Source organism: Tsukamurella conjunctivitidis, assembly GCF_007858475.1.
Lineage (GTDB): Bacteria > Actinomycetota > Actinomycetes > Mycobacteriales > Mycobacteriaceae > Tsukamurella > Tsukamurella conjunctivitidis.
Window position 1 is genome coordinate 1 of sequence record NZ_VIGX01000031.1, and the last position, 21,350, is coordinate 21,350.

Below are 21,350 nucleotides of genomic sequence, written 5' to 3' on the forward strand. Positions count from 1 at the left end.
ACCGCCGCGCCGTCGGGCGCCGAACTCGCCTTCGCCCGGCTCGCCGGCGAACTGCGCCACCGCGGCGTGGCCGCCTCGGTCGTGCTGCTCGCGCCCGGTCCCCTGACCGACGTGCTCGAGGCCGCTGACGTGCCGGTCACGGTCGTGCCGGGACGACCTTCGCCGCTGCGCCGCGCCACCGGGCCCGTGGGCCTGCTGCGCGGGGCCGCGGGCCTCTACCGCGCCGGCCGGCGTCTCGCACCGATGCTGCTCGCCGCCGACGCCGACGTCGTGGTGGCCGAGTCGACCAAGTCGCTGTTCGTGGGCGCCGTCGCCTCCCGCCGCACGGGCATCCCGCTGGTGTGGCAGGTGCACGACCGGGTGAGCGCGGAGTACTTCGGGCGCACGCGCTTCCCGCTGCGCCTGCTCGGCCGAGTGGCCGCGTCCGGGTACCTCGCCAACTCCCGCGGGACGCTGCGCACCATCTCCACGGGCGGTAGCCCCACGGCGGTGTGTCACCCCGGCGTCGACCTCAGCACGGTCCCCGCGCCGGCGCCGCAGCGCGCCCCGAAGGACGTGAAGATCGCCATGATCGGGCGGATCACGCCGTGGAAGGGCCAGGACCTGCTGTTACGCGCGCTCGCGCAGATGGATGCCGTGCCCGAGGTCCGGTTCGTCGGCGGCGCACACTTCCCCGGCGACGACGACTACCTCGCGGAACTCGAGGAGCTCGCGCAGCGGCTGGAGATCGCACACCGGGTGACCTTCACCGGGCACGTGGCGGACCCGATCGCCGAGGCCGCGGACGCCGATGTCGTGGTGCACTACTCGCGGCTCACCGAGCCCTTCGGGCAGGTCGTCGCCGAGGCCATGGCCGCGGGCCGGGTCGTCGTGGCCGCCCGCGCCGGCGGGCCGACCGAGCTCATCGTCGACGGCGAGAACGGCGTTCTCGTGCCGCCCCGCCGGCCCGACCTGCTGGCCGTCGCGCTCGACGCGGTGATCGCCGACTGGGAACAGCGGGAGCAGATCGGCGCGGCCGCCGCCGACCGGGGCCGCGACCTCGATCTCAAGACGTCCGCGGCGATCGCGGACTCGCTGCTGGCGCGGGTGGCGCGGGACGTGCGATGAGGCGGCTCCCCGGTGCCACGGGGGTGCTGCGCGACGTCGTGCTGGTCTCGGCCGGCCGGTACGGCCAGTACGCGATCACGCTGGTCACGATCCCGCTCTGCGCACGACTGCTCGGCCCCGCCGGCACGGGACTGCTGGCGATCGCGATGTCCGCCTACTTCCTCGGCGCCCTCTGCACCGACCTCGGGATCACCGCCTTCGTCGCGGCCCGCGCCGAGAAGCCGGGCCTGGACCGGCTGCGGGGCGACTACGCCGGGCTGCGGCTCGCAGCGCTCACCGCCTTCATCGCGCTGTTCCTGCTCGCCGCGGCGCTGCCGGTGCCCCGCGCCGTCGAGATGGGCGCGCTGGGCCTCGTCGTGGGTTCGGTGGGCGCATGCGGCGACGACTGGGTGCTGCTCGGCACCGGCCGGTTCGGTGCGGTCGTGATCCAGCAGACCGCGGGCCGGCTGGTCTACCTCGTGCTGCTGATCGTCGTGCTGCCGCAGGTCCGGACGCCGGAGGCGGCGATGGCCTGCCTGCTGGCCGGCAACCTCGTCGCGGTCGGCTGGTCCTGGGCCCGCACGCTCCGCGACCACGGTCGGCCCGCGCGGCCCGGGCCGCCCACCGACCTGCTGCGCACGGGCGGACCCGTCCTCGCCGCGCGGCTGCTCTCGTCGGCCTACGGCCCGGGCGCGGCCACGGTCTTCGCTCCGGCCCTCCCCCCACACGCGCTGGGCCTGTTCAGCGCGAGCGATCGTCCCGTGCAGGCGGCCGGCTCGATGCTCGACGCCGTCGGGGTGAGCCTGCTCCCGCGGCTGGCCCGCCGCGAGAGCAGCGCATTCTGGGCGACCGCGCGCCGCAGCGTCGCCGTCGTCGCCGCCGGCGGCGCCGCGCTCGCCGCGGCCGCGACGGCGCTCGCCCCCTGGCTCGTGCCGCTGATCTTCGGCGCGGACTTCGCCGGCGCGGTGCCACTGTTGCAGATCCAGGCGTGGGCCCTCCCCGGGCTCGCAGTCGCCTCCTTCGTCGCCACCGCCGTCCTGCCGGTGCTGGGCGACGCGCGCGGCGTGCTCCTGGCGGGCGCCACGGGCGCGACGGTGATCGTGGCGACCCTGCTCGTCGCGCTGCGTACGCACGACCCGCGGACCGTGGTGATCGGGATCGTCGCGGCGCAGACCGCGGCTGCGGGCTTCTCCGTCCTGCGCGCGCGCCGCCTGGAGGCGGCGGCGCCGCTCGCCGCGGGAGGCGGCGCGTCATGAGGATCCTGTTCGCCGGCGACGACTGGTACGGCAGCAACGCCCGCTCGCTCGCCGAGGGCTTCCGCCGCGCCGGCCACGAGGTGGTCGTCGTCGACACGACGCCCGTCACGCTCCCCCGCCGCGGCGGCGCGGCGTGGTGGTACGCCAAGCGCACCGGGCGGCGGGCGCCCGGCACCGTCGAGGCGGTGCATCGGCGGCTGGAGGCGCACCCCGCCCCGGACCTGCTGTTCTGCTACACATCGGTGCATCTCGATCAGGAGCGCCTGTTGACGCTCCCCGCCGGTCGGCATGTGCACTACAGCGCCGACGACGTCGCCAACCCCGTCAACACGACCCCCGAGTACCTCGCGGCGGAGCCCGGCTGGGACGCGATCGTCACCACCAAGGCGCACAACGTGCCGGAGCTGCTCGCGCGGGGCGCGCGGCGCGCGATCTTCGTGCGCAGCGCCTACGACCCCGACTGGCACCGGCCCGTCGCGCCCCGCTCGGGCCGCCGGTACGCGGCGGGGTTCGTGGGCAACGCCCGCCCGGACCGCGCGGCGCTCGTGACGGGCCTGGCCACCCGTCTCGGACCGGACTTCTACCTCGCCGGCCCCGGATGGCGCCGCAGACCGGCCCTCCTGCGCAGCCGGGCGACGGTTCGGGGCCCGCAGTACGGGACCGCGCTGTCGGCCGCCGTCGCGGCGATCGACGCGAACCTCGTCCTGCTCAACTCCGACAACCGCGACACGCACACCTGCCGCACCTTCGAGGTTCCCGCCGCCGGCGGGCTGTTCGTCGGACCGCGGACCGACGAGCATGCGGAACTGCTCGCCGACGGCCGGGAGGCCCTGCTGTACGACGACCCCGCGGAGATCGACGGGATCGTCGCGCGGGTGCGGGCCGACGGTGCCGCCGCGGCGCGGATCGCCGCCGCCGGCCGTGCGGCGATCACCCGTGGCGGCCACACCTACGCCGACCGGGCGAGGGAGATCATCGATGCCCTCGACTGACGCGATCCTGGAGCTGCGGACCTACTTCGGGCCCGCCGCCGCGCCCCTCTACGGCGCGCTGCACCTGCCCGCTTCGCGCCGGGTGCGGGGCGCGGTGCTGCTGGTGCCGCCCCTCGCGAAGGAGCAGTACGACGCGGTACGCGGACTGCGTCGGCTCGCGACGCTCCTCGCCGCGGACGGCCTGGCCGCACTCCGCTTCGACTACCGCGGCACGGGCGACTCGTCCGGGCGGTCGGGCGACGCCGACGCGGCGGAGGACTGGATCGCATCCATCCGGAACGCCGACGAGTACCTGCGGGGATTGGGGCTGGGCGCACCGGCCGTGGTCGCCCTGCGGGCGGGCGCGGCGCTCGCGGGCGCCGCGGGCCTCGCACCCCCGGCCGCGGTGCTGTGGGACCCCGTGGGCGGCCGGGCCTTCGCCCGCGCACAGGCCGCGCTCGCCCGCATGGCGATCGGCGCCGGGCGGGACACGTGGGTCGGGATGGACGTGCACGCCGATGCCGTCGCCGCGCTGTCGTCGCTCCCCGCCGATGCACTGACCGCACCGCGGCTGCTGATCGCGCAGCGTCCCGGGACGGCCCCCCTCGGACCCGCCGACGCCGACCGCCTCGTCGCCGACGGCATGCCGGACTTCCTCGAGCCGAACGCACACCTCGTCCGGATCCCCGACGCCGCGATCGCGGACATCGCCGTCTGGCTCGGTGCGGCGCTCCCCGCAGCGGCGCCCGTCGCCGTCGACCCCACGATCCGGCGCGGAATACGCCACGCCGGAGTCGAGGAGCGCATCGAGGAGATCGGCGGCGCTGCCGCGATCCGCACCGTGCCCGACGGCGGCGCCCCGCGGCGGTCGGTGCTGCTGTGCGCGACGGCCAACGACACCCGGCACGGCCCGAACCGGGCCTGGGTGCAACTCGCCCGGGACGTCGCCCGAGCGGGCGGGGGCGCGCTGCGCTTCGACCGCCGCGGCGCCGGCGAATCGGGGACCGTCGAGGAGGGCGAGGTCGTCGCGCTGTTCCCCCCGACCGGCGTGGACGACGCGGTCGCCGCGGCCCGCGCGCTCGACGGCCCCCTGCTCACCGCCGGGGTGTGCTCCGGCTCCTGGTACGCCGCGCACGCGGCCCGCGCGACGTCCGCGAGCGCGACGGTCCTCGCGAACGCGGTCCTGTACTCGTGGCGGCTCAAGGCCGGCATCGCCGCGGCACCGGCACAGGACCTGGGCGTTCCGCGCTCGGACCCCGCGTTCGCGCGCAGCCCGCGCGGTCGGGTCAAGGACGTCCTGCGTCGCCGGCTCCCCTACCCGGCGTGGCGGTTCCTGGGCCGGCGGGGCGTCACCCAGGTCCCGGAGGTGCTGCTGCGGCCCGTCGTCGCCGGCGGCACCGACGCCGTGCTCGTCCTGGCGCCGCCGGACGCGGCCTGGTTCGACGGGCAACGCGGCCCCGAGGGGATGCGGCGGCTCGCCGCGGGCACCGGCGGCACGGTGCGCGCGGAACGGACCGTCGAGGGCGACCATCCCGCGTACCACCCCGCTGTGCGATCTGCCGTTGCAACCGCGATAATGCAGTGGTGCGAGCAGCGATGACCGGCGTGCGGATGCGTCGCCTCGTCGCGTGCGCCCTCGTGGTCCTGATGATCGTCGGCGCGGTCGCCATCGCGCTCGAGCGGGCCTACCTGCAGCCGAAGATCGACCGTCAGCTGCAGCGCGCCGACGCGATCGTGGTGCTCGGCGGCAATCCCTACGAGCGTTTCGAGTACGGCCTCGAGCTCGCGGAGCGCGGGCTGGCGCAGCAGGTCGTCCTGTCGAACTCGGTCGGCGCGAGCGACACCCGCATGCAGGAGCTGTGCGCGCGGACCATCACCGGCGTGCAGGTCACCTGTTTCCTCCCGCAACCGTGGACCACGCGGGGCGAGGCGCAGGAGGTGCAGCGGCTCGCGACGGCCCGCGGCTGGCACGACATCATCGTGGTCACCACCACAGCCCACCTCGAACGCGCCCGCTTCATCCTCGAGCGCTGTTACGGCGCCGCGATGCAGATGACGGACTTCCCGGAGCAGCGGGGCATCACCGAGACGGTCTTCGGGTGGGGGTATCAGAGCGCGGGCTGGCTCAAGGCGCTCTACCAGACGGGCTGCTAGAGCGGGTCACGGCGTACGACGCGGCGCCGACCACCAGCACGACGATCCCGGCCGACACGGAGCTCGTGGGCAGCGACAGCGCGACGAGCAGGCACCCGGCCAGCCCCAGGGCGGGGACGATCCGCGACCGCACCGTGCTGTCGAGTGTCCAGGCCGAGGCGTTCGCCACGGCGTAGTAGACGAGCACCGCGAAGGACGAGAAGCCGATGGCCGCGCCGAGATCCGCGGTCGCCGTGGCCACCGTGACGACGCCGCCGACCGCGAGCTCCGCCCGCACCGGGACCCGCCGGGATTCGTCGATCGCCGCGAGCGTGCGGGGCAGATGACCGTCGCGCGCCATGGCGAGGGTGGTCCGGGAGACCCCGAGCAGCAGCGCGAGCAGCGCGCCGACCGCCGCGACGCACGCGGTGACGGTGACGACGGAGACCGGGAAGCCCGTCGCGCGGGCCGCATCGGCGAGCGGGGCGGCCGAGGCCGCGAGCCCGTCCGTGCCGAGCACCGCGACGAGGGCGACGCCCACGAGCGCGTACACGGCGAGGGCGACGGCGAGCGCGAGCAGGATCGCCCGCGGGAGCGTGCGGGCGGGGTCGCGGACCTCCTCGCCGAGGGTGGCGATGCGGGCGTACCCCGCGAACGCGAAGAACAGCAGGCCCGCGGCCTGCAACACCCCGAACGGGCCGGCGGCCGCGCCGTCGAGGATCCGGGCGGGGTCCGCGGCACCGGAGGTGGCCGCGGCGACGACGAGCGCGGCGAGCACCGCGAGCACGACGGCGACGACCACTCGGGCGACCCGCGCCGAGCGTTCCACGCCCGCGACGGTGAGCACGGTCAGCGCCACGACGACACCCGCGGCGACGGCGTGCGCCCGGCCCGGCCACGCGTAGTGCCCCACCGTGAGCGCCATCGCGGCGCAGGACGCGGACTTGCCGACGACGAAGCTCCACCCGGCGAGATGCCCCCAGAAGGGCCCCAGGCGCTCCCGCCCGTAGACGTACGTGCCGCCCGACTCGGGATGCACCGCGGCGAGCCTGGCCGAGCTGCTCGCATTGCAGTAGGCGACCACCGCGGCGATCGCCAGCGCCACGAAGAGCGCGGACCCCGCCGCTGCGGCCGCCGGGCCGAAGGCCACGAAGACCCCAGCGCCGATCATCGCCGACAACCCCACGGAGACGGCGTCGCCGAGACCGAGCGTCCGGCGCAGCTGCGGACCGGTCACCGCTCCTCGGCGCGCTCCGCGAGCCGGTCCACGGACGCGGCCAGACGGTCCGCGGTGGTCGCCCGGGCGCGCGGGAGACGCTGCTCGTCGTGCAGCTGCGTCCAGTCGTAGGTGTGCGTCACCCGGGTGCCGCCGTCGGCGAGGGGCTCGAGCTCCCACCGCCACAGGTGACCGGGCGCGGGCTCGTCGACCGGGGACGGCAGCCACGCGATGAGCCGGCCCTCGTCGAACTCGGTCACGCGGTTGGCGCGGACCTGCCCGTTGGTCAGCGTCATGGTGAAGACGTCGCCGACGCCGCGGACCCGTTGGCCCTCCGCCGCCTCGGTGAGGTTGTCGTTGCCGTCCCATTCGGGCTGCCGCGCCGGGTCGGCGATCAGGGCGAAGACGAGGTCCGGCGGCGCCGCGAGATCGCGGCTGGCGGACACGATGCGGGTGTCATCCGATGTGGTCACAACCGCCATCGAACCAGGTGCACCCGCACCGTGCCCAGTATTGCGATCTACTTGCGATTCATGTCGACGCTGTTCGCGAAGGTGACCGAGCCCTCGGGCGAGTTCACCCACTGCCCGGGGCAGTTGCCGCGCAGCGAGCTCGTGACGAGCGGCACCACGCGCGGGTCCCAGGCGAGGTACGCGTGGTCGAACGAGACGGCGGCGGGGAGGTAGCCCTTGACCGTGGCGCGGCACTGACGGCCGTCGAGGTTGCCCGAGAGCGGATCGGTCGAGCTGCGGATCGAGTAGAACTCGGTGGGGCCGGGGGTGTCGACGCCGGCGTTCAGCTGGTTCAGGATCGCCGAGCCGTTGCACGCGCCGTTCGCGGGGGCCGGCAGCACGCAGCCGGTGGGCGAGCCGTACTCGACGCCGCCGAGCACGACGGAGCGGGCGACGTCCTTGGTGCCGCCGAGCGCCTTGATGTAGTAGCGGCTGCTGATCGCGCCGGAGCTGTGCGAGACGATCGAGACCTTGCGGTTGGGCGACGCCTTCTTCGCCTCGTCGACGGTCGCCTTGAGCTGGCCCGCCTCCTTGCGGTGGTCGAAGCCGGGCAGCCACAGGTTCTTCACGTCGAAGCCGGCGTTGCGCAGGTTCGTGTTCAGGGGCTCGTAGATCTCACCCGGCGCGATCAGGCCGGCGTAGACGATCACCAGGTCGCGCTCGGCGGCCTGGGCGATCGACGGGACGGCGGAGACGACACCGAGGGCCGCGGCGGCGGCGACGAAGGACTTACCAAGAGTTTGCATGCGCAAAAACTACAACATCTGAGAGGAGACTGTGCGAAACGGGTTGCCCACCCCGTGTGCGGCGTGTCGCCGGGGGCCGCACCGCACCGCGTTCGGCTCCTCCCGGCCGGGCGATTATTCTCGGACGTATGAAAGCTGTCGTGTGCACCGAGGGTCGCCTGACCGTCGAAGACCTCCCCGCCCCGAGCCCGGCCCGCGGGCAGGTGCTGCTGAACGTCACCCGCACCGGGATCTGCGGTTCCGACCTGCACGCCCGCCACCACGCGGACCTCGTCGCGGACCTCGCGGCGAAGGCCGGCTACCCGGACTGCATGCGCACGGACCAGCGGATCGTCATGGGGCACGAGTTCGTCGGAACCGTCGCCGAGTACGGGCCGGGCTGCCGCAAGCGCTGGCCCGTGGGCACCCGCGTCGTGTCCCTGCCGACGCTGATGGTGGGCAGCGAGCCGCAGCTGGTGGGCCTGTCCGAACGCTCCCCCGGCTCCTACGCCGAGCAGGTACTCGTCCAGGAGTCCATGACGATGCCGGTGCCCGACAAGCTCTCCGACGAGGAAGCCGCCCTCACCGAGCCGATGGCCGTCGCCTGGCACGCGGTGCGCCGCGCCGAGGTCGGCCGCGGGCAGACGGCGATCGTGATCGGCTGCGGCCCCATCGGCCTCGCCGTCATCGCGATGCTCCGCGCCTCGGGCGTGAAGAAGATCATCGCGAGCGACTTCTCCCCCGGCCGCCGCGCCCTGGCGAAGGAGATGGGCGCGCACGTCGTGGTCGACCCGCGCGAGCAGCAGCCGTGGGACGCCTACCAGCAGCCGCGCACCGAGATCCGGAAGGCCAGCGACCTGTTCAAGCTGGGCGTGAGCACCATGGACAAGCTCACCCTCATCCCCGGGCCCGTGCCGTGGTGGCACGCCTTCCGCATCGCCGACAAGATCGGCGAGACCCCGTCCGGCCCCGTGGTCTTCGAGTGCGTCGGCGTGCCCGGCATGATCAACTCGATCATCGAGGCCGCGCCGCTGCGCACCCGTGTGGTCGTCGTCGGCGTGTGCATGGAGCCCGACCAGATCATGCCCGCCCTCGCCGGCAACAAGGAGATCGACCTGCGTTTCGCCTTCGGCTACGACCCGGGCGAGTTCCACGACACGCTGCACATGATGGCGAACGGCAAGGTGGACGTGAAGCCGCTGGTCACCGGCACCGTCGGGCTCGCGGGCGTGGAGAGCGCCTTCGCCGCCCTGGGCGATCCCGAGGTGCACGCGAAGATCCTCATCGACCCGTCGAGCGCGGTGGCCGCCCCCTGACGGCGCCCGACGTGCTGCGGGTCGCCACGTTCAACGTCAACGGCATCCGGGCGGCGCGGCGGCGCGGCTTCGACGCCTGGCTCGCGGGCCGCGGCCTGGATGTGCTCGCGCTGCAGGAGCTGCGCTGCCCGCCCGCAGAGGTGGGCGAGTTCCCCGGCTACCACGCCGCTCTCGACTGCGGCTCGATCCCGGGCCGCAACGGGGTCGCGGTCCTGACGCGGACACCGCCGGTCGCGGTCCGGAGCTGGGCGATCGACCCGCCCCGCGCGCGGGGGCTCGGCGCCTACGCGCACGAGGGCCGCTACATCGAGGTGGACCTCGCGGAAGCGCCCCTCACCGTCGCGTGCCTGTACCTGCCCAAGGGCGGGCTGCCCGCACACCTGCAGCGCCCGGGCAACATCCGCGACGTGCCGGACGGCGGGGCGAAGTACGAGCGCAAGATGCGCTTCCTGGCCGCCTTCTCGCGGGAGCTGAGTCGCAACCGGCGGGCCGCGCTGGCCGCCGGGCGGGAATTCCTGCTGCTCGGTGACCTGAACCTCGCACACCTGCCGCACGACGTCACGAACTGGCGACCGGCCCAGAAGATGGAGGGCTTCCTGCCCGAGGAGCGCGCGTGGCTCGGCGGGCAGCTCGGCCCGCGCCGCCTGGTCGACGTGGTGCGCACGCTCCACGGCGACCGGCCCGGCCCGCTGTCGTGGTGGAGCTGGGCGGGCGCCTCGTTCGCCAAGGACGTCGGCTGGCGCATCGACCACCACCTCGCGACGCCCCGGCTCGCCCGCACGGCACGATCGGTGGTCGTCGACAAGGAGCCCTCACCCGAGGAGCGGCTCTCCGATCACGCGCCCGTCGTCGTGGACTACGCACTCGACTGAAGGCGCCGCGGGATCACCGTGACCGCAACCCTTTCCACCGCGCACGCGGTGCAGCACAGTCGGGTCCCGTGAAACGAACGGCTACCGCCCTCCTCGCCGTCCTGCTGTCCCTCGCCGCGGTCGGCACCACCGCCTGCGCGAGCGACACCCCGTCGAACGAGATCAAGCTCGGGGTGGTCGACATCGGCAAACCCCACTGGAAGGTGTTCACCGACGTCGCGAAGGAGCACGGTTTCGCCGTGAAGCTCGTCTCCTTCTCCGACTACAACGCCCCCAACCCCGCACTCGCCGACGAGTCGATCGACCTCAACCAGTTCCAGCACGTGCGCTACCTCGCCGCCTACAACGTCAAGAACAGCGTCCGGCTCACCCCGGTCGGCGCCACCCAGATCTACCCGCTGCAGTTGTATTCGAAGCGGCACCGGTCGATCGACGCGCTGCCGCAGGGCGCGACGATCGCCCTGTCCGACAACCCGGCCAATCAGATCCGTCCGCTGCTCAGCCTCAAGGCGGCCGGCCTCGTGACCTTCCGCGACGGCGCGGGCACGTGGCAGTCCACTCTCGCCGACGTCGACCGGGCGCGGTCGAAGGTCACGCTCGTGACGCTGGATCCCACGCAGATCGGTCCGGCGCTCGACAGCGTCGACGCCGGATTCGTGGACGACACCTTCGCGGTGAAACTGGGACTGACGAGTAAGGACTCGATCTACACCGACGACCCGCGTCGCCCCGATCTGGCGCAGTACGTCAACGTCTTCGCCGCCCGCGAGAACGACCCCCGCACCGGCGACTACACCGCGCTCGCCGCGCTGTACCACGACCGTCGGGTGCACGACGCGGTCGTCAAGGACTCCGGCGAGACGGCGATCTTCACGACGGACTCCCCGGACGCGCTGCGGACGACGCTGGCCCGGGTGGAGCAGTCGCTGCGGAGTTAGCGGCGGACCCCGCCGCGAGCGACGCGCCGCCGATGGTGACGAGGGCGCCGAGGATCAGGGCGGCGCCCTCGCCCGGCGCGAACAGGTGCAGCTGCTCGCCGACGGTGACCGCGGCGACGGGAACGCCGATCTGCGCGGCCGCGAGCACCCCCAGCGGCACGGGCAGCCCCGCGAGGCGCATCGCCACGTGCGCGGCGATCGCGCCGAAGCCGAGGGCGAGGCCCAGCAGGACGAACGACGGGTGCGCGACGAGATCGCGCAGGTTCACCCGCGCCCCCAGCCAGACGAAGAAGAGCGGCGCGAGGAAGCCCTCCCCGAGCGCGAAGAGCTGCGCCGCCATGCGACGCGGTTCCCCCACCGAGGAGACCGCGAGTCCCAGCGCGAAGCCCGCGAGCATCACCGAGACGTGCATGGTGGTGGCGATCGCGGCGAGCAGGAACAGCCCGACGAGGCTGATCCGCAGCTGCAGCGCGAACTCCCGCTCCTCGGAGAACCTCTCGATCCGGTCCCGCAGGCCGCTGTTCTCCGACCAGCGCAGTAGCAGATACATCAGGAACGCCGCCCCGCCCACGGCCAGCGCCCCGAGGGCCGCCCGCCCCGCGGTGGGCGGGTCGATGACCAGCGGCAGCGCGACCACGCAGACCGTGTCGGCGATCGCGACCTGCGCGGTGAGCGCCAGGATCGGCTTCCCGGTGAGGTGGTTCGAGCTGATGATCGGCAGCACCACGGCCGCCGAGGAGGAGGCCATGAGCACCGCGTAGAGCGCGGCGTGCCCGGTTCCGAAGGCCTCCGACAGCACGGCGCCGAGAATCGCGGCGATGACGCCGACCGCGGCGGCCCGGAGGGCGCCCGAACCCAGCGCCGCCCGCACCGCCGGGTCGCGCACCGGCACGTGCGTCCCGGCGACGAACATGACGATCGCGAACCCGATGTCGGCGAGGAAGGCGAAGGTCGGCTCGGAGGCGTCCAGCACCCCGAATCCGGTGACGCCGAAGACCACGCCCGCCAGCATCGGCCCCAGGATCAGCGGCAGGTGCCAGGACTGCTTCGCGGCGAGCAGCGGACCCAGCAAGCCCAGCGCCGTGATCAGCGCCAACGTCGAGAACGTCATTGCAAGGACGCTACTCTGCGCGGGCCGCCCAGTACCCCCGAAGTTCCTGCTCCGACGCCGATTTCACGGCGAGCTCCCCGGCGTCGTCGAGCAGGCAGACCACCTCGCGCGGGAGGGCGTCCTCCGCGACGAGCTCCGCCTTCGCCCGCCGCATCGCCCCGAGCAGCGCGTATCCGTAGCGGGCGTGCGCGGCGTCCCACTCGTCGCCGTCGAGCCCCTCGACGGCCTCGCCCAGCCGGTCCTCCCAGGCATCGAGGGGCGCGCGCCGCGCCCAGGACTCGTCGCGCCGGGGCCAGGCGGGCGGATCCCACAGTGCGCGCGGCGGCACGGATTCGACGGTGCCGAGCGCGGGATACGGCAGGTGGATCACACCGCCCGCCTCGGCGTGGAAGGCGGTGAGGGCGTACGCGTAGGGCAGTTCGCCGTCGGACTGGTAGACCAGCGCCCGCGCGACGCTCCGCAGCTCCGCGCAGACCGCGTCCTCGAAACCGAACCAGTCGAAGTCCGGGCCGCCGCTTCCGGCGCCGGTCATGGATTCGGCCCGCTCGCTCCGCTCCCGGCGCCGGTCATGGATTCGGCCCGCTCGCTCCGCTCCCGGCGCCGGTCACCGCTTGACGACGTGGACGTCGGCGAGGGTGGTCAGGCAGTCCGCGGCCATCGTCAGGTCCGCCTCGGCGAGCATCGAGCGCAGCACGTGCTCGACGCCCGCGGCGCCGCCGAGTGTCAGCCCGTAGACGTACGGCCGGCCGATGCCGGCGAGGGTCGCACCGAGGCCGACGACGCGGAGGATGTCCACACCGTCGCGGATGCCGCTGTCGAAGGTGACGGGCAGGCCGGCATCGAGGACACCCTCGAGGTGGCTCACCGCGGGCAGGCCGCCGTTGGCCTGCCTGCCGCCGTGGTTGGAGCAGGCGATCGCGTCGACGCCCTCGGTGGCCGCCCGGCGGGCGTCATCGGCGTGGCAGATGCCCTTGAGGATGATCGGCAGGTCGGTGGTCCGTCGGATGCGGGCCACGTCCTCCCACGAGAACGTGGGCTTGCTGAACAGGGAGGACCACACGATCCCCGCGTGTAGCGGCGGCGGGCTCTCGACGCCGCACAGTTCGATGAACCGGGGATCGCTGAGGTAGTTGGCGAGGCAGCGGCCGCGCAGGAACGGGATGTAGCCGTTCCCGAGGTCGCGCGGCCGCCAGCCGAGGCTGCCGGTGTCGAGGGTGATGGTGAGCGCGTCGAAGCCGGCCTTGTCGGCCCGCCGTACCAGGTTGTCGGTCAGCCGATCGTCCTTGGTCGGATACAGCTGGAACGCGGCGAAGGAGCCGCCGCGGGCGTCGGCGATCTCCTCCAGCGGCGCCTCCGAGAGCGTCGAGTACATCGCGGCGACGTTCAGCGTCGCCGCGGCGCGCGCGACCTCGAGGTCGCCGTTCTCGTGCACCAGGCCGTTCACCCCGACGGGGCAGAGGATCACCGGCGCATCGAGCTTCGCACCGAGGAAGGTCACGGACAGGTCGCGGACGCTGCGATCCCGCAGCATCCGCGGAACGAAGCCGTACCGCCGCAACTCGGTGACGTTCGCGTCCTGTGTGGTCTCGTCGCCGGCACCGCCGCGCACGTAGTCGAAGAGCGAGTGATCGAGCACCTGCTGCGCCCGCGCCTCGAGATCGCCGAAGGTGTACGGGAAGTGGCGGTGCTTCGCGAGCAGCCCCTCCGCGTAGATCCCGTCCTGGAAGCTGCCGTAGTCCGCCATGCGTGGACGGTAGCAGTGGCGATCAGGGCGCGGTGAGGAAGTCCAGCGCGTCGGCGGTGGCCGCGGGCTCCTGCAGGTGGTAGCCGTGCCGCACGCCCCGGTACACCCGCATCCGGGCGCCGTCGATGCCCGCGCGGAGGATCTCGGCGTTCCCGGCCGGACACATGCGGTCGTCGGCGCCGTGCAGGATCAGCGTGGGCGCCTCGATCCACGGCAGCGCGGCGGCGGCGTCGTGATCGGTGCTCGCGGCGAAGTGCGCGCGCTGCGCGGGCAGAGAGCGCGGCCGCGCGAGGATCGCCTCGGCCGCCTCGGGATGCGCGGCGAGCCAGTCCGGGGTGAAGAACAGTTCCAGCAGCGCGCGCCGGTCGGAGCGGACCAGGATCCGCAGGACCTCACTGGGGCGCGCGAGGCCGTGCGCGTCGCCGACCGTCGTGGCCCCGAGGAGCAGCCGCCGCACCCGGCCGGGGTGATCGGCGGCGAGCCACTGCGCGGCACGACCGCCCATGGAGAAGCCGTAGACGTCCACGGCGTCCCCGATCGCGCCGTCGGCGCGGGCCGCGTCGAGCACGGCCAGCGCGTCGGCGGCGCAGTCCCGCGTGCTCCACCCGCGCGGGAAGACGTCGTCGCTCGCCCCGATGCCGCGGTGATCGAAGGTGATGACCGGCCCGGCGGCCCGGAAGTCGTCGACGAGCGGCGCCCAGGACGAGCCGGCCAGCGCCTGCCCGGCGATCAACAGCATCCCCGGGCCGCTCGCGCCGGGTGCGGCGGGATGGACCTCGTAGGCGAGCCGGGCACCGTCGACCAGGGTTGCGTGAGCCATGGCGGCAAGCCTAGGAGGTCACACCGACGGGACGCAGCTCACGGTGCGAGGGCACCCTTGGCTAGAATCTCCTCCCATGTCTGTTCACATCTTCTACGGTTCCTCGACCGGCACCGCCGAGGGCGCAGCGAACGCCATGTACTCCGTGTTCGCCAAGGCCGGCTCCGTCGAGCTGCACGACATGATGGACGGCGAGATCGACGCGCTGGATCCCGCGGACTTCCACGTCTTCTCGTGCGCCACGTACGGCGACGGCGAACTGCCCGCCGGTACCACCGAGTTCTTCGAGGACCTGCTCGAGGCCGCGCCCGATCTCACCGGCCTGCGCTTCGCGGTCTTCGGTCTCGGTGACTCCATCTACGTCGACACCTACAACGCCGGCGGCAAGACCATCGTGGAGCACCTGACCGGCCTCGGCGCGACCCAGGTCGGCGACCGGTTCGAGCACGACAACTCCGGCACCGACGACGTCGACGAGAAGGCCGTCGAATGGGCCGGGGAGATCGTCGGCCAGATCTGACCTTCCGCCGAGGGCACGTGCCCTCGACCGACGAACGCCGCCGCGGAGTGATCCGCGGCGGCGTTCCTGCGTCCGGAGTGCGTTACCGCGGCACCGTGAGGGTCGGCGGGGTGGTGTTGACGCCGGCGCACGCCTCGCAGACCGACGCCGGGATCACGCCGCGGCGCTGCAACCAGCCGAAGACGATGCACCCGAGGCAGACGCCCGCCGCGGATTCGAGGAGCGCGGCGACGATGAGCAGGCCGAGGACGATCTGTGCCGCGACGTGGTTCCCGGTGACGAAGAGCACCAGCGCGACGGTCGAGAACACCAGGCCGATGGTCTGCGCGAACCGCTTCGGCGGCCCGGGCACCAGCTTCGCCGGGCCGAGCCGCGGCGCGATGACGTGCACCGACAGCCGGCCGAGCGGCGAGTACCGGGGGCCACCCGCGACGCGCAGGGCGAAACCGATCGCCAGGGCGGCGTAGAGCCACCACTGCCCGGCCACGATCGTCACCACCGCGAGGACCACGACGAGGCCCGCGGTCGCGCGCGCCGCGTACTCGTTGACCGGATTCGGGAAGGACAGGAGACCACTCACGGCAGTGAGGTTATCGGCCGGCGCGGGTGCCGCCCAGGGTTGTGCTCGCCATGATTCTCACCCGGCGGCGAGACGCAGGAGGAGGGGCAGCGCAGCCCGGATGCGCTCGGTCTCCTCGGCGGTGAGCTGCTCGCTCCCGGTCTCCACCAGCCAGGCGTCCTGCGCTGCGTCGCGAGCGTGCAGGACCTCCCGCCCGCGGTCCGTCAGGGCGACGGGACGCCGCCGGCCGTCGGAACCGTCGGCCTCGCCCTGCAGGAAGCCGCGGCGCCGGAGGTCGGCGATCGCGACGGAGACGTTGGAGCGCTTCATCGCGAGCCGGTCGCCGATCGCGGTCGGGAAGGCGTCCGCCCCGAGCGCCTCGACGGTGGCGAGCACGAACAACTCGGAGCCGCGCAGCCCCGCGGCGGGCAACTGCCGGAGCCGCTGCTCCAGCAGGCCCACCGCGAGGCGCAGTGCCTCGGCGTCGCCCGGCTTCACCGGCTCGCTACTCGTCGTCGACGGGGCTCGCCGCCGCCGGCTCCACGGGCGCCACAGTCGCCGCGGCGGCCGTGGGGGCGCCGCCGTCGAGCAGCTGCGAGAGGTCGATGCCCTGCGCCCGGAGCGCCGCGACGATGGACGCGATGGACTGCGCCGACAGGCCCAGCAGGCCTCCCGTGGCGTCGTTCTGCCCGCCGCCGATGATGTTGATGCTGTCGATCGCGGCCGTGGCCTCGGACTGGGCGCGGACCGAGCCCTCGATCGTCGCCAGCACCTGCGGGACGAGCAGCAGGCGGGCCGCGTCCGAGTTGTACTGGTTGAACGCCTCGGCCTGGGCCTGCTTACCGGCCGCATCGGCGCGCAGCTCGGCCTCGAGGGCCTCCGCCGCGGACTTGCGGGCCGACGCCTTCGACTCGCCCTCGAGGCGGATCGACTCGGCGTGCACCTCGGCCTGCGCGAGCTTGCCGGCCGCATCGGCCCGGAGCTCGGCCTCGACGGCCGCCGCGGCGGACTTGCGGGCGTCCGCGGCGGACTCACCGTCGAGCCGGGTCGAGTTGGCGCGGGCCTCGGCGGTGAGGATCGCGGACTGGCGCTCGCCCTCGGCGCGGGTGATGGCCGCCTGGCGCTGCGCCTCGGCGGGCGCGATCACGTCGGCCTCGAGCGCTGCCTCGGCCTGCGCGCGACGCTTGCGCTCGACCTCGGTCCGCGCCTCGATGCGGGCCGCCTCGGCCTCCTCGAGCGCGATGCCGACGGCCTTCTCCGACTTCGCCTTGGCGAGCGGTCCGGCCTGGTCGGCCTCGGCGTTCTGCGCCTCGGTCTGCGCGCGCAGCTGGGCGATGCGCACGTCGCGGCCCTGCTGGGCCTCGGCGATCGCGGTCTCGGCCTCGGTCTGTGCGATCTCGCCGGCGCGGCGGGCGTCGGCGGACCGGATCAGGGAGTCGCGCTCGGCCTCGGCCTTGCCGATGTCGGCGTCGCGCTTGACCTCGGCGATGCGTTTCTGGCCGAGCGATTCGAGGTAGCCGTTGCGGTCCTCGATGCCGGCGATCTTGAGGATGTCGACCTCCATGCCGATGCGCGCGAGGTCACCGCCCGCCTCATCGACCACACCGCGCGCGAGGGCCTCGCGGTTGCTGTTGAGGTGCTCGACGGTCATCGTCGCCGCGATGCCGCGGAGGCTGCCGGCGAGGATCTCGTTGATCTGGTTCTCCAGCTCCGCCATGTTCGCGGTGAGGAAGCGCTGGGCAGCGGTGCGGGTCATCTCATCGGTGGTGCCGATCCGCACCAGGCCGACGGCCTGCAGTTCGACGGGCACGCCGTCGATGCTGCGCGCGTTGCTGAGCGCGATGCGCACCTCGAAGGGGCGCAGCGGCATGTAGTCGACGCGCTCGAGCCCCGGCACCTTGAACCGGGCGCCGCCTCGCACGACCTTCATCTCGCCGCGGCCGGTGAAGATGGCGACCTGGTCCGGCGGGGACTTGATGTAGTTGTGGAAGAAGATCCACAGCGCGAGCAGGATCACGATCACCGCGGCACCGGCCGCGATCAGGATCGATACGGTCATTGATTCCCTCCCTCTGCCGGGCCGCTCGGCCCGGCGCTTGTGATCAGATCTGGGTCTCGAGCGGCTGCACCACGAGACGGTCACCGTCCACATCGACGATCAGCACCTGCTGGCCGTCGGGGGCCGAAGCGTGCGGATCGACCAGAACGGCTGTCGTGGTGGCGCGCACCGATTCCGAGTCGATGTAGCTCACCCTCCCCCAGCCGCCCGTCGGAATCTCCATGCTGAGCCGGCCGATGGTGCCGACCGCGGCGCGGAGACCGGCGACGGTGCCGGTCTGCGCCCGGCGCATGGCCCGGAGCACCACCATGAGCAATCCGTAGGCGGCGGCACCGGAGGCGGCGGCGGCCCCGACGACGATGGGCGTCGACAGCGAAGTGCCGGCCGAGAGCGGCCAGCCGACCACCCCGAAGACGCCGACGGCGGCGGCCAGAGCGGGCGCGCTGAGCCAGGGCAGGCCGGCATCGGCACTGCCGAGTTCGACTCCCCCGACCTCGAAGTCCCCCAGGATGAGTGACGCGATCAGGACCAGGATCCCGACGACGGCACAGACTGCGAAAACGGTAACCACGGGCGCCTCCTCTGCGCTCGGATCTCCCATCTGCACTATAGCAAACATTACGTACGAGGGGTACGCGGATCATCCGGATTCCATCTTATTAGTTGTAGACATATAATCCTTGTATGCCTACAAGTGTTTCGGGCCTCGGCTCGCGCGGGCGCGCCCTCGTCCTGGTCGCGTGCAGCCTCAGCCTGCTGATCTCGTCGATGGACGTGACCATCGTCAACGTCGCGCTCCCCGAGATCGGCCGCCGGATGGCGGCGTCCACGCCCCATCTGCAATGGGTCGTCGACATCTACACGCTCACGCTCGCCAGCCTGCTCGTCCTCTCGGGAGCCACCGCCGACCGCTTCGGACGGCGCCGCGTCTTCCGGATCGGACTCACCGTCTTCGCTGCGGGCTCCCTGCTCTGCAGCGTCGCCCCGACCGTCGATGTACTGATCGCGGCGCGGGCGATCCAGGCGATCGGCGGATCGATGCTCACCCCGGTGGCGCTCTCGATCGTCACCGCGGTCTTCACCCACCCCGCCGAGCGCGCCCGCGCGATCGGTCTGTGGGGCGCGGTGGTCGGCGTCTCGACGGCGGTCGGCCCGCTGGTCGGCGGCGTACTCATCGACAGCCTCGGCTGGCAGTCGGTGTTCTGGGTGAACCTGCCGATCTGCGCGGTCGCGCTCGGGCTGACCTACGCGGTCGTGCCGGAGTCGAAGGCCGCCGTCCCGCGGAGCATCGACCCGCTCGGCCAGATCCTCGCGATCGCCGTCATGTTCACCGCGGTCTTCGGCCTCATCGAACGCGAACCCCTGATGCTGGTGCTGACCGCCGCAGCGCTGGGAGCCTTCCTCGCCCACGAGAAGCGGCACCCGTCGCCGTTCATCGACCTGCGCTTCTTCCGCAGCATCCCGTTCTCCGCGGCCACGCTCACCGCGGTCTGCGCCTTCGCCGGGTTCGGCGCCTTCCTCTTCACGATGTCGCTGTACCTGCAGACCGTCCGGCACTTCTCCGCGGTGCAGACCGGCCTGATGTTCCTGCCCATGGCGCTGTCGGTGCTCGTCGCCTCGCCGACCTCCGGGCGGCTCGTGGCCCGGTTCGGCCCCCGGCCGTCGCTGCTCGGCGCCGGCCTCCTGATGACCTCCGCCGCCGCCGCGCTGACCACGGTCGACGCCCGCACCCCGCTGCTGGAGCTCGGCATCGTCTTCGCGGCCTTCGGCATCGGCTTCGGTCTGGTCAACGCGCCCATCACGAACTCCGCCGTGAGCGGGATGCCGCTGGACCGGGCGGGCGCGGCGGCCGCCGTCGCGAGCACCAGCCGCCAGCTGGGGATCAGCCTCGGGGTCGCACTCTGCGGCCTGATGGCGGGCGCCGCGCTGTGGTGGACCGTCGCGGGGTTCGCCGTGGTCATCATCGCGCTCGCCGTCCTCTCGACCGGGGCGCGGGCGGACCGCTCCCGCGCCCGGATCGCCCCGCTACTCGAGGCGAAGGAGCCGGCCGATGCCCGCTGACACCCCGGACGAGGTGTGGAGCCTCCTGGTGCGCGCCGTCATCGACAGTCGCTCGGATTGGCGCCGCGCCGTCGTCGAACGCACCGGCCTGCCGTTCAGCCGGCTCCGCGCGCTCACGCGGCTGCACCGCCACGGGCCGCTGACCCTCAAGGAGCTGGCCGCCCTCGCCGACATGGATGCTCCGGCCGCCACCGTCGCGGTGAACGACCTTCAGGCGCGCGGGCACGTCGAGCGGACCGTCTCGCCCGAGGACCGTCGGGCGAAGGTCGTGACCATCGCCCCGGCGGGCCGGGCGATCATCGACGCGATGGCGTCGGTGGAGGACCCGGCGCCGGCGGCGATCCGGTCACTGCCTCCCGGGGAGCTCGCCCGGCTGGCCGAGCTCGCGCGCGCCCTGGCCGAATAGCGCCTCGACGTGCTCGTGGGCCACGTCGAGCGGCGCCTCGGCGGGCGCGGGCGGGGAGGCGGGGCCCGGCGCACCGTCGGCCGACGGTGCCGGCACGCTCTGTTCGACGGTGCCGACGACCACCTTCCGCGTGCGGCGCATCGCGAAGGTGACCTCCTCGACCTCCTCGTAGGACTGTTGCACCGTGCGGGTCCCGCCGCCGGGCAGCACGCGCGCCACGATGGGCGGCATCAGCGGGCGGACGAAACCCGCGATCGTGCGCGCGGCGTCGTCGAGGACCGGCGGCACGAAGGGGTTCGGCGTGCGCACGACCTCGCGGACCGGGACCGCCGGAGCCGTCTCGTCCACCCGGGCGGGCAGGTTCGTCTCGTCGGGCACGGCGGCCTCCTCGGTGATCGGGTCGGTGGGCTCGGGCGTCTCGTCGGCGCCGGTGTCGCCGACGACGGGTAGTGGGCCCGTGGGCGTCTCGTCGGCCGGGGGCTGGCCGAGCCGGGGGCCGGTCGGCGTCGCGTCGGCCGCGGGCCGGCCGAGCGCCCGCAGGCTGGCGGCCTCCGCGGCGGCGGCGATCGGCAGGAAGTCGTCGTTCACGGCGGGGGTGTCCTGGACGTAGCGACGCGCGGTCACGGCGACCGGCTCGAATCCGGCGGCCTGCAGCGCCGCGACACCGGCCTGCGCGCCGCCGAGGGCGGGCAGCACCGCGGTGGGCCGGTCATCGGCGATCGCCAGCGCGACGCGGCGCTCGTGCTCGCGGCGCTCGATCGCGAGCTGCGCCGCCGCTGCCAGGCGCTCGCTCTCCACCTCCCGCCGCTGCCGCACGTCGCGCACCGTCTCGCCCCGCCACAGCCGCAGGAGCAGCGGAAGCAGCGCGAGCACCACGCACACGAGGTCGATCGCGATCCGCAGCGCGGCCGCGGGTAGGCGAGGGCGTCGCTCACCGCGAGGCCCACGCGCCGGGAGAAGTCCGTCGGCTCGTCCGCCGCGTTCGGCCGCTCCGGGATCACCCGGTCGACGATGCCGTCGGCCAGCAGGTCGGCCGCGCGGATCC

Annotated in this window: 22 protein-coding genes and 1 pseudogene; 11 read left to right on the forward strand and 12 right to left on the reverse strand. The window is 73.6% G+C overall.

The genetic code is table 11. The features are described from left to right. From FK530_RS23605 to FK530_RS23625, 5 genes are all read left to right on the forward strand, one after another. Window positions 1-1,107, forward strand: a 1,107-nt coding sequence (locus FK530_RS23605) for a glycosyltransferase family 4 protein (RefSeq protein ID WP_146489335.1), incomplete at its 5' end; no start/stop codon positions are given. Next, complete coding sequence (locus FK530_RS23610; RefSeq protein ID WP_231706770.1) at window positions 1,104-2,342, forward strand: lipopolysaccharide biosynthesis protein; 1,239 nt, start codon at window positions 1,104-1,106, stop codon at window positions 2,340-2,342. The genes FK530_RS23605 and FK530_RS23610, both read left to right, overlap by 4 nt. Further along, the gene (locus FK530_RS23615; RefSeq protein ID WP_146489336.1) at window positions 2,339-3,334 is read left to right on the forward strand and encodes a CgeB family protein; all 996 of its coding nucleotides are present in this window, start codon (window positions 2,339-2,341) and stop codon (window positions 3,332-3,334) included. Before FK530_RS23610 ends, FK530_RS23615 begins: the two co-directional genes overlap by 4 nt. Continuing rightward, complete coding sequence (locus FK530_RS23620; RefSeq protein ID WP_146489337.1) at window positions 3,321-4,913, forward strand: alpha/beta hydrolase family protein; 1,593 nt, start codon at window positions 3,321-3,323, stop codon at window positions 4,911-4,913. The genes FK530_RS23615 and FK530_RS23620 overlap by 14 nt, the downstream gene beginning before the upstream one ends. Continuing rightward, window positions 4,898-5,467 (forward strand): YdcF family protein, encoded by a 570-nt coding sequence (locus FK530_RS23625; protein ID WP_231706771.1) that lies wholly within the window; start codon window positions 4,898-4,900, stop codon window positions 5,465-5,467. Before FK530_RS23620 ends, FK530_RS23625 begins: the two co-directional genes overlap by 16 nt. Here the strand turns inward: FK530_RS23625 and FK530_RS23630 are convergent. From FK530_RS23630 to FK530_RS23635, 3 genes are read right to left on the reverse strand one after another with little or no spacing between them, the layout of a single operon-like run. Beyond that, on the reverse strand, window positions 5,439-6,683 hold the full coding sequence (locus FK530_RS23630) for an APC family permease (protein ID WP_269434182.1): 1,245 nt from the start codon (window positions 6,681-6,683) through the stop codon (window positions 5,439-5,441). The two genes, FK530_RS23625 and FK530_RS23630, sit on opposite strands and share 29 nt — an antisense overlap. Next, a complete protein-coding gene (locus FK530_RS26375; protein ID WP_231706772.1) occupies window positions 6,680-7,135 on the reverse strand; it encodes an SRPBCC family protein in 456 nt (151 codons plus the stop codon). Before FK530_RS26375 ends, FK530_RS23630 begins: the two co-directional genes overlap by 4 nt. Window positions 7,136-7,182: 47 nt before the next feature. After that, complete coding sequence (locus FK530_RS23635; RefSeq protein ID WP_146489339.1) at window positions 7,183-7,920, reverse strand: esterase/lipase family protein; 738 nt, start codon at window positions 7,918-7,920, stop codon at window positions 7,183-7,185. A 128-nt stretch (window positions 7,921-8,048) separates the two neighbouring features. On the opposite strand from FK530_RS23635, the gene FK530_RS23640 reads away from it, so the two are divergent. The 3 genes from FK530_RS23640 (at window position 8,049) to FK530_RS23650 (ending at window position 11,025) form a co-directional block, all read left to right on the forward strand. Further along, window positions 8,049-9,215 carry a zinc-binding dehydrogenase gene (locus tag FK530_RS23640; RefSeq protein ID WP_146489340.1) on the forward strand — a complete coding sequence of 389 codons (1,167 nt, stop codon included), beginning with the start codon at window positions 8,049-8,051 and terminating at the stop codon, window positions 9,213-9,215. 14 nt (window positions 9,216-9,229) lie between these two features. Further along, on the forward strand, window positions 9,230-10,087 hold the full coding sequence (locus FK530_RS23645) for an exodeoxyribonuclease III (protein WP_146489355.1): 858 nt from the start codon (window positions 9,230-9,232) through the stop codon (window positions 10,085-10,087). 68 nt (window positions 10,088-10,155) lie between these two features. Further along, window positions 10,156-11,025 (forward strand): MetQ/NlpA family ABC transporter substrate-binding protein, encoded by an 870-nt coding sequence (locus FK530_RS23650; protein ID WP_146489341.1) that lies wholly within the window; start codon window positions 10,156-10,158, stop codon window positions 11,023-11,025. On the opposite strand, the gene FK530_RS23655 is transcribed toward FK530_RS23650, so the two are convergent. The 4 genes from FK530_RS23655 to FK530_RS23670 form a co-directional block, all read right to left on the reverse strand. Further along, window positions 10,958-12,136 (reverse strand): cation:proton antiporter, encoded by a 1,179-nt coding sequence (locus FK530_RS23655; RefSeq protein WP_146489342.1) that lies wholly within the window; start codon window positions 12,134-12,136, stop codon window positions 10,958-10,960. The two genes, FK530_RS23650 and FK530_RS23655, sit on opposite strands and share 68 nt — an antisense overlap. A gap of 10 nt (window positions 12,137-12,146) precedes the next feature. Next, window positions 12,147-12,668, reverse strand: a complete 522-nt coding sequence (locus FK530_RS23660; protein WP_146489343.1) for a hypothetical protein — start codon at window positions 12,666-12,668, stop codon at window positions 12,147-12,149. Window positions 12,669-12,740: 72 nt separating this feature from the next. Next, on the reverse strand, window positions 12,741-13,880 hold the full coding sequence (locus FK530_RS23665; RefSeq protein ID WP_146489344.1) for an alpha-hydroxy-acid oxidizing protein: 1,140 nt from the start codon (window positions 13,878-13,880) through the stop codon (window positions 12,741-12,743). Between the two features lie 22 nt (window positions 13,881-13,902). Then, on the reverse strand, window positions 13,903-14,700 hold the full coding sequence (locus FK530_RS23670) for an alpha/beta fold hydrolase (protein WP_146489345.1): 798 nt from the start codon (window positions 14,698-14,700) through the stop codon (window positions 13,903-13,905). A gap of 76 nt (window positions 14,701-14,776) precedes the next feature. On the opposite strand from FK530_RS23670, the gene FK530_RS23675 reads away from it, so the two are divergent. Then, window positions 14,777-15,220, forward strand: coding sequence for a flavodoxin domain-containing protein (locus FK530_RS23675; RefSeq protein WP_146489346.1), 444 nt, complete (start codon window positions 14,777-14,779; stop codon window positions 15,218-15,220). 82 nt (window positions 15,221-15,302) lie between these two features. Here the strand turns inward: FK530_RS23675 and FK530_RS23680 are convergent, their stop codons facing one another. Genes FK530_RS23680 through FK530_RS23695 form a run of 4 tightly spaced genes read right to left on the reverse strand, consistent with a single transcriptional unit; the run spans window position 15,303 to window position 18,409 of the window. Beyond that, window positions 15,303-15,800: a DUF4395 domain-containing protein gene (locus tag FK530_RS23680; RefSeq protein WP_146489347.1), complete on the reverse strand. Its 498-nt coding sequence runs from the start codon at window positions 15,798-15,800 to the stop codon at window positions 15,303-15,305. A gap of 57 nt (window positions 15,801-15,857) precedes the next feature. Continuing rightward, window positions 15,858-16,277, reverse strand: a complete 420-nt coding sequence (locus FK530_RS26010) for a MarR family winged helix-turn-helix transcriptional regulator (RefSeq protein ID WP_158645187.1) — start codon at window positions 16,275-16,277, stop codon at window positions 15,858-15,860. A 7-nt stretch (window positions 16,278-16,284) separates the two neighbouring features. Next, window positions 16,285-17,838, reverse strand: coding sequence for a flotillin family protein (locus FK530_RS23690; RefSeq protein ID WP_231706773.1), 1,554 nt, complete (start codon window positions 17,836-17,838; stop codon window positions 16,285-16,287). A 43-nt stretch (window positions 17,839-17,881) separates the two neighbouring features. Beyond that, window positions 17,882-18,409: an NfeD family membrane protein gene (locus FK530_RS23695; RefSeq protein WP_146489349.1), complete on the reverse strand. Its 528-nt coding sequence runs from the start codon at window positions 18,407-18,409 to the stop codon at window positions 17,882-17,884. A gap of 113 nt (window positions 18,410-18,522) precedes the next feature. Between FK530_RS23695 and FK530_RS23700 the strand changes: the two genes are divergently transcribed. Beyond that, window positions 18,523-19,899: an MFS transporter gene (locus FK530_RS23700; RefSeq protein ID WP_146489350.1), complete on the forward strand. Its 1,377-nt coding sequence runs from the start codon at window positions 18,523-18,525 to the stop codon at window positions 19,897-19,899. After that, entirely contained in the window at window positions 19,889-20,305 is a 417-nt protein-coding gene (locus FK530_RS23705) for a MarR family winged helix-turn-helix transcriptional regulator (protein ID WP_146489351.1), read from the forward strand. Before FK530_RS23700 ends, FK530_RS23705 begins: the two co-directional genes overlap by 11 nt. Here the strand turns inward: FK530_RS23705 and FK530_RS23710 are convergent. Continuing rightward, window positions 20,246-21,350, reverse strand: a pseudogene (locus FK530_RS23710) (hypothetical protein); the annotation flags it as partial. The gene FK530_RS23705 and the pseudogene FK530_RS23710 overlap by 60 nt on opposite strands.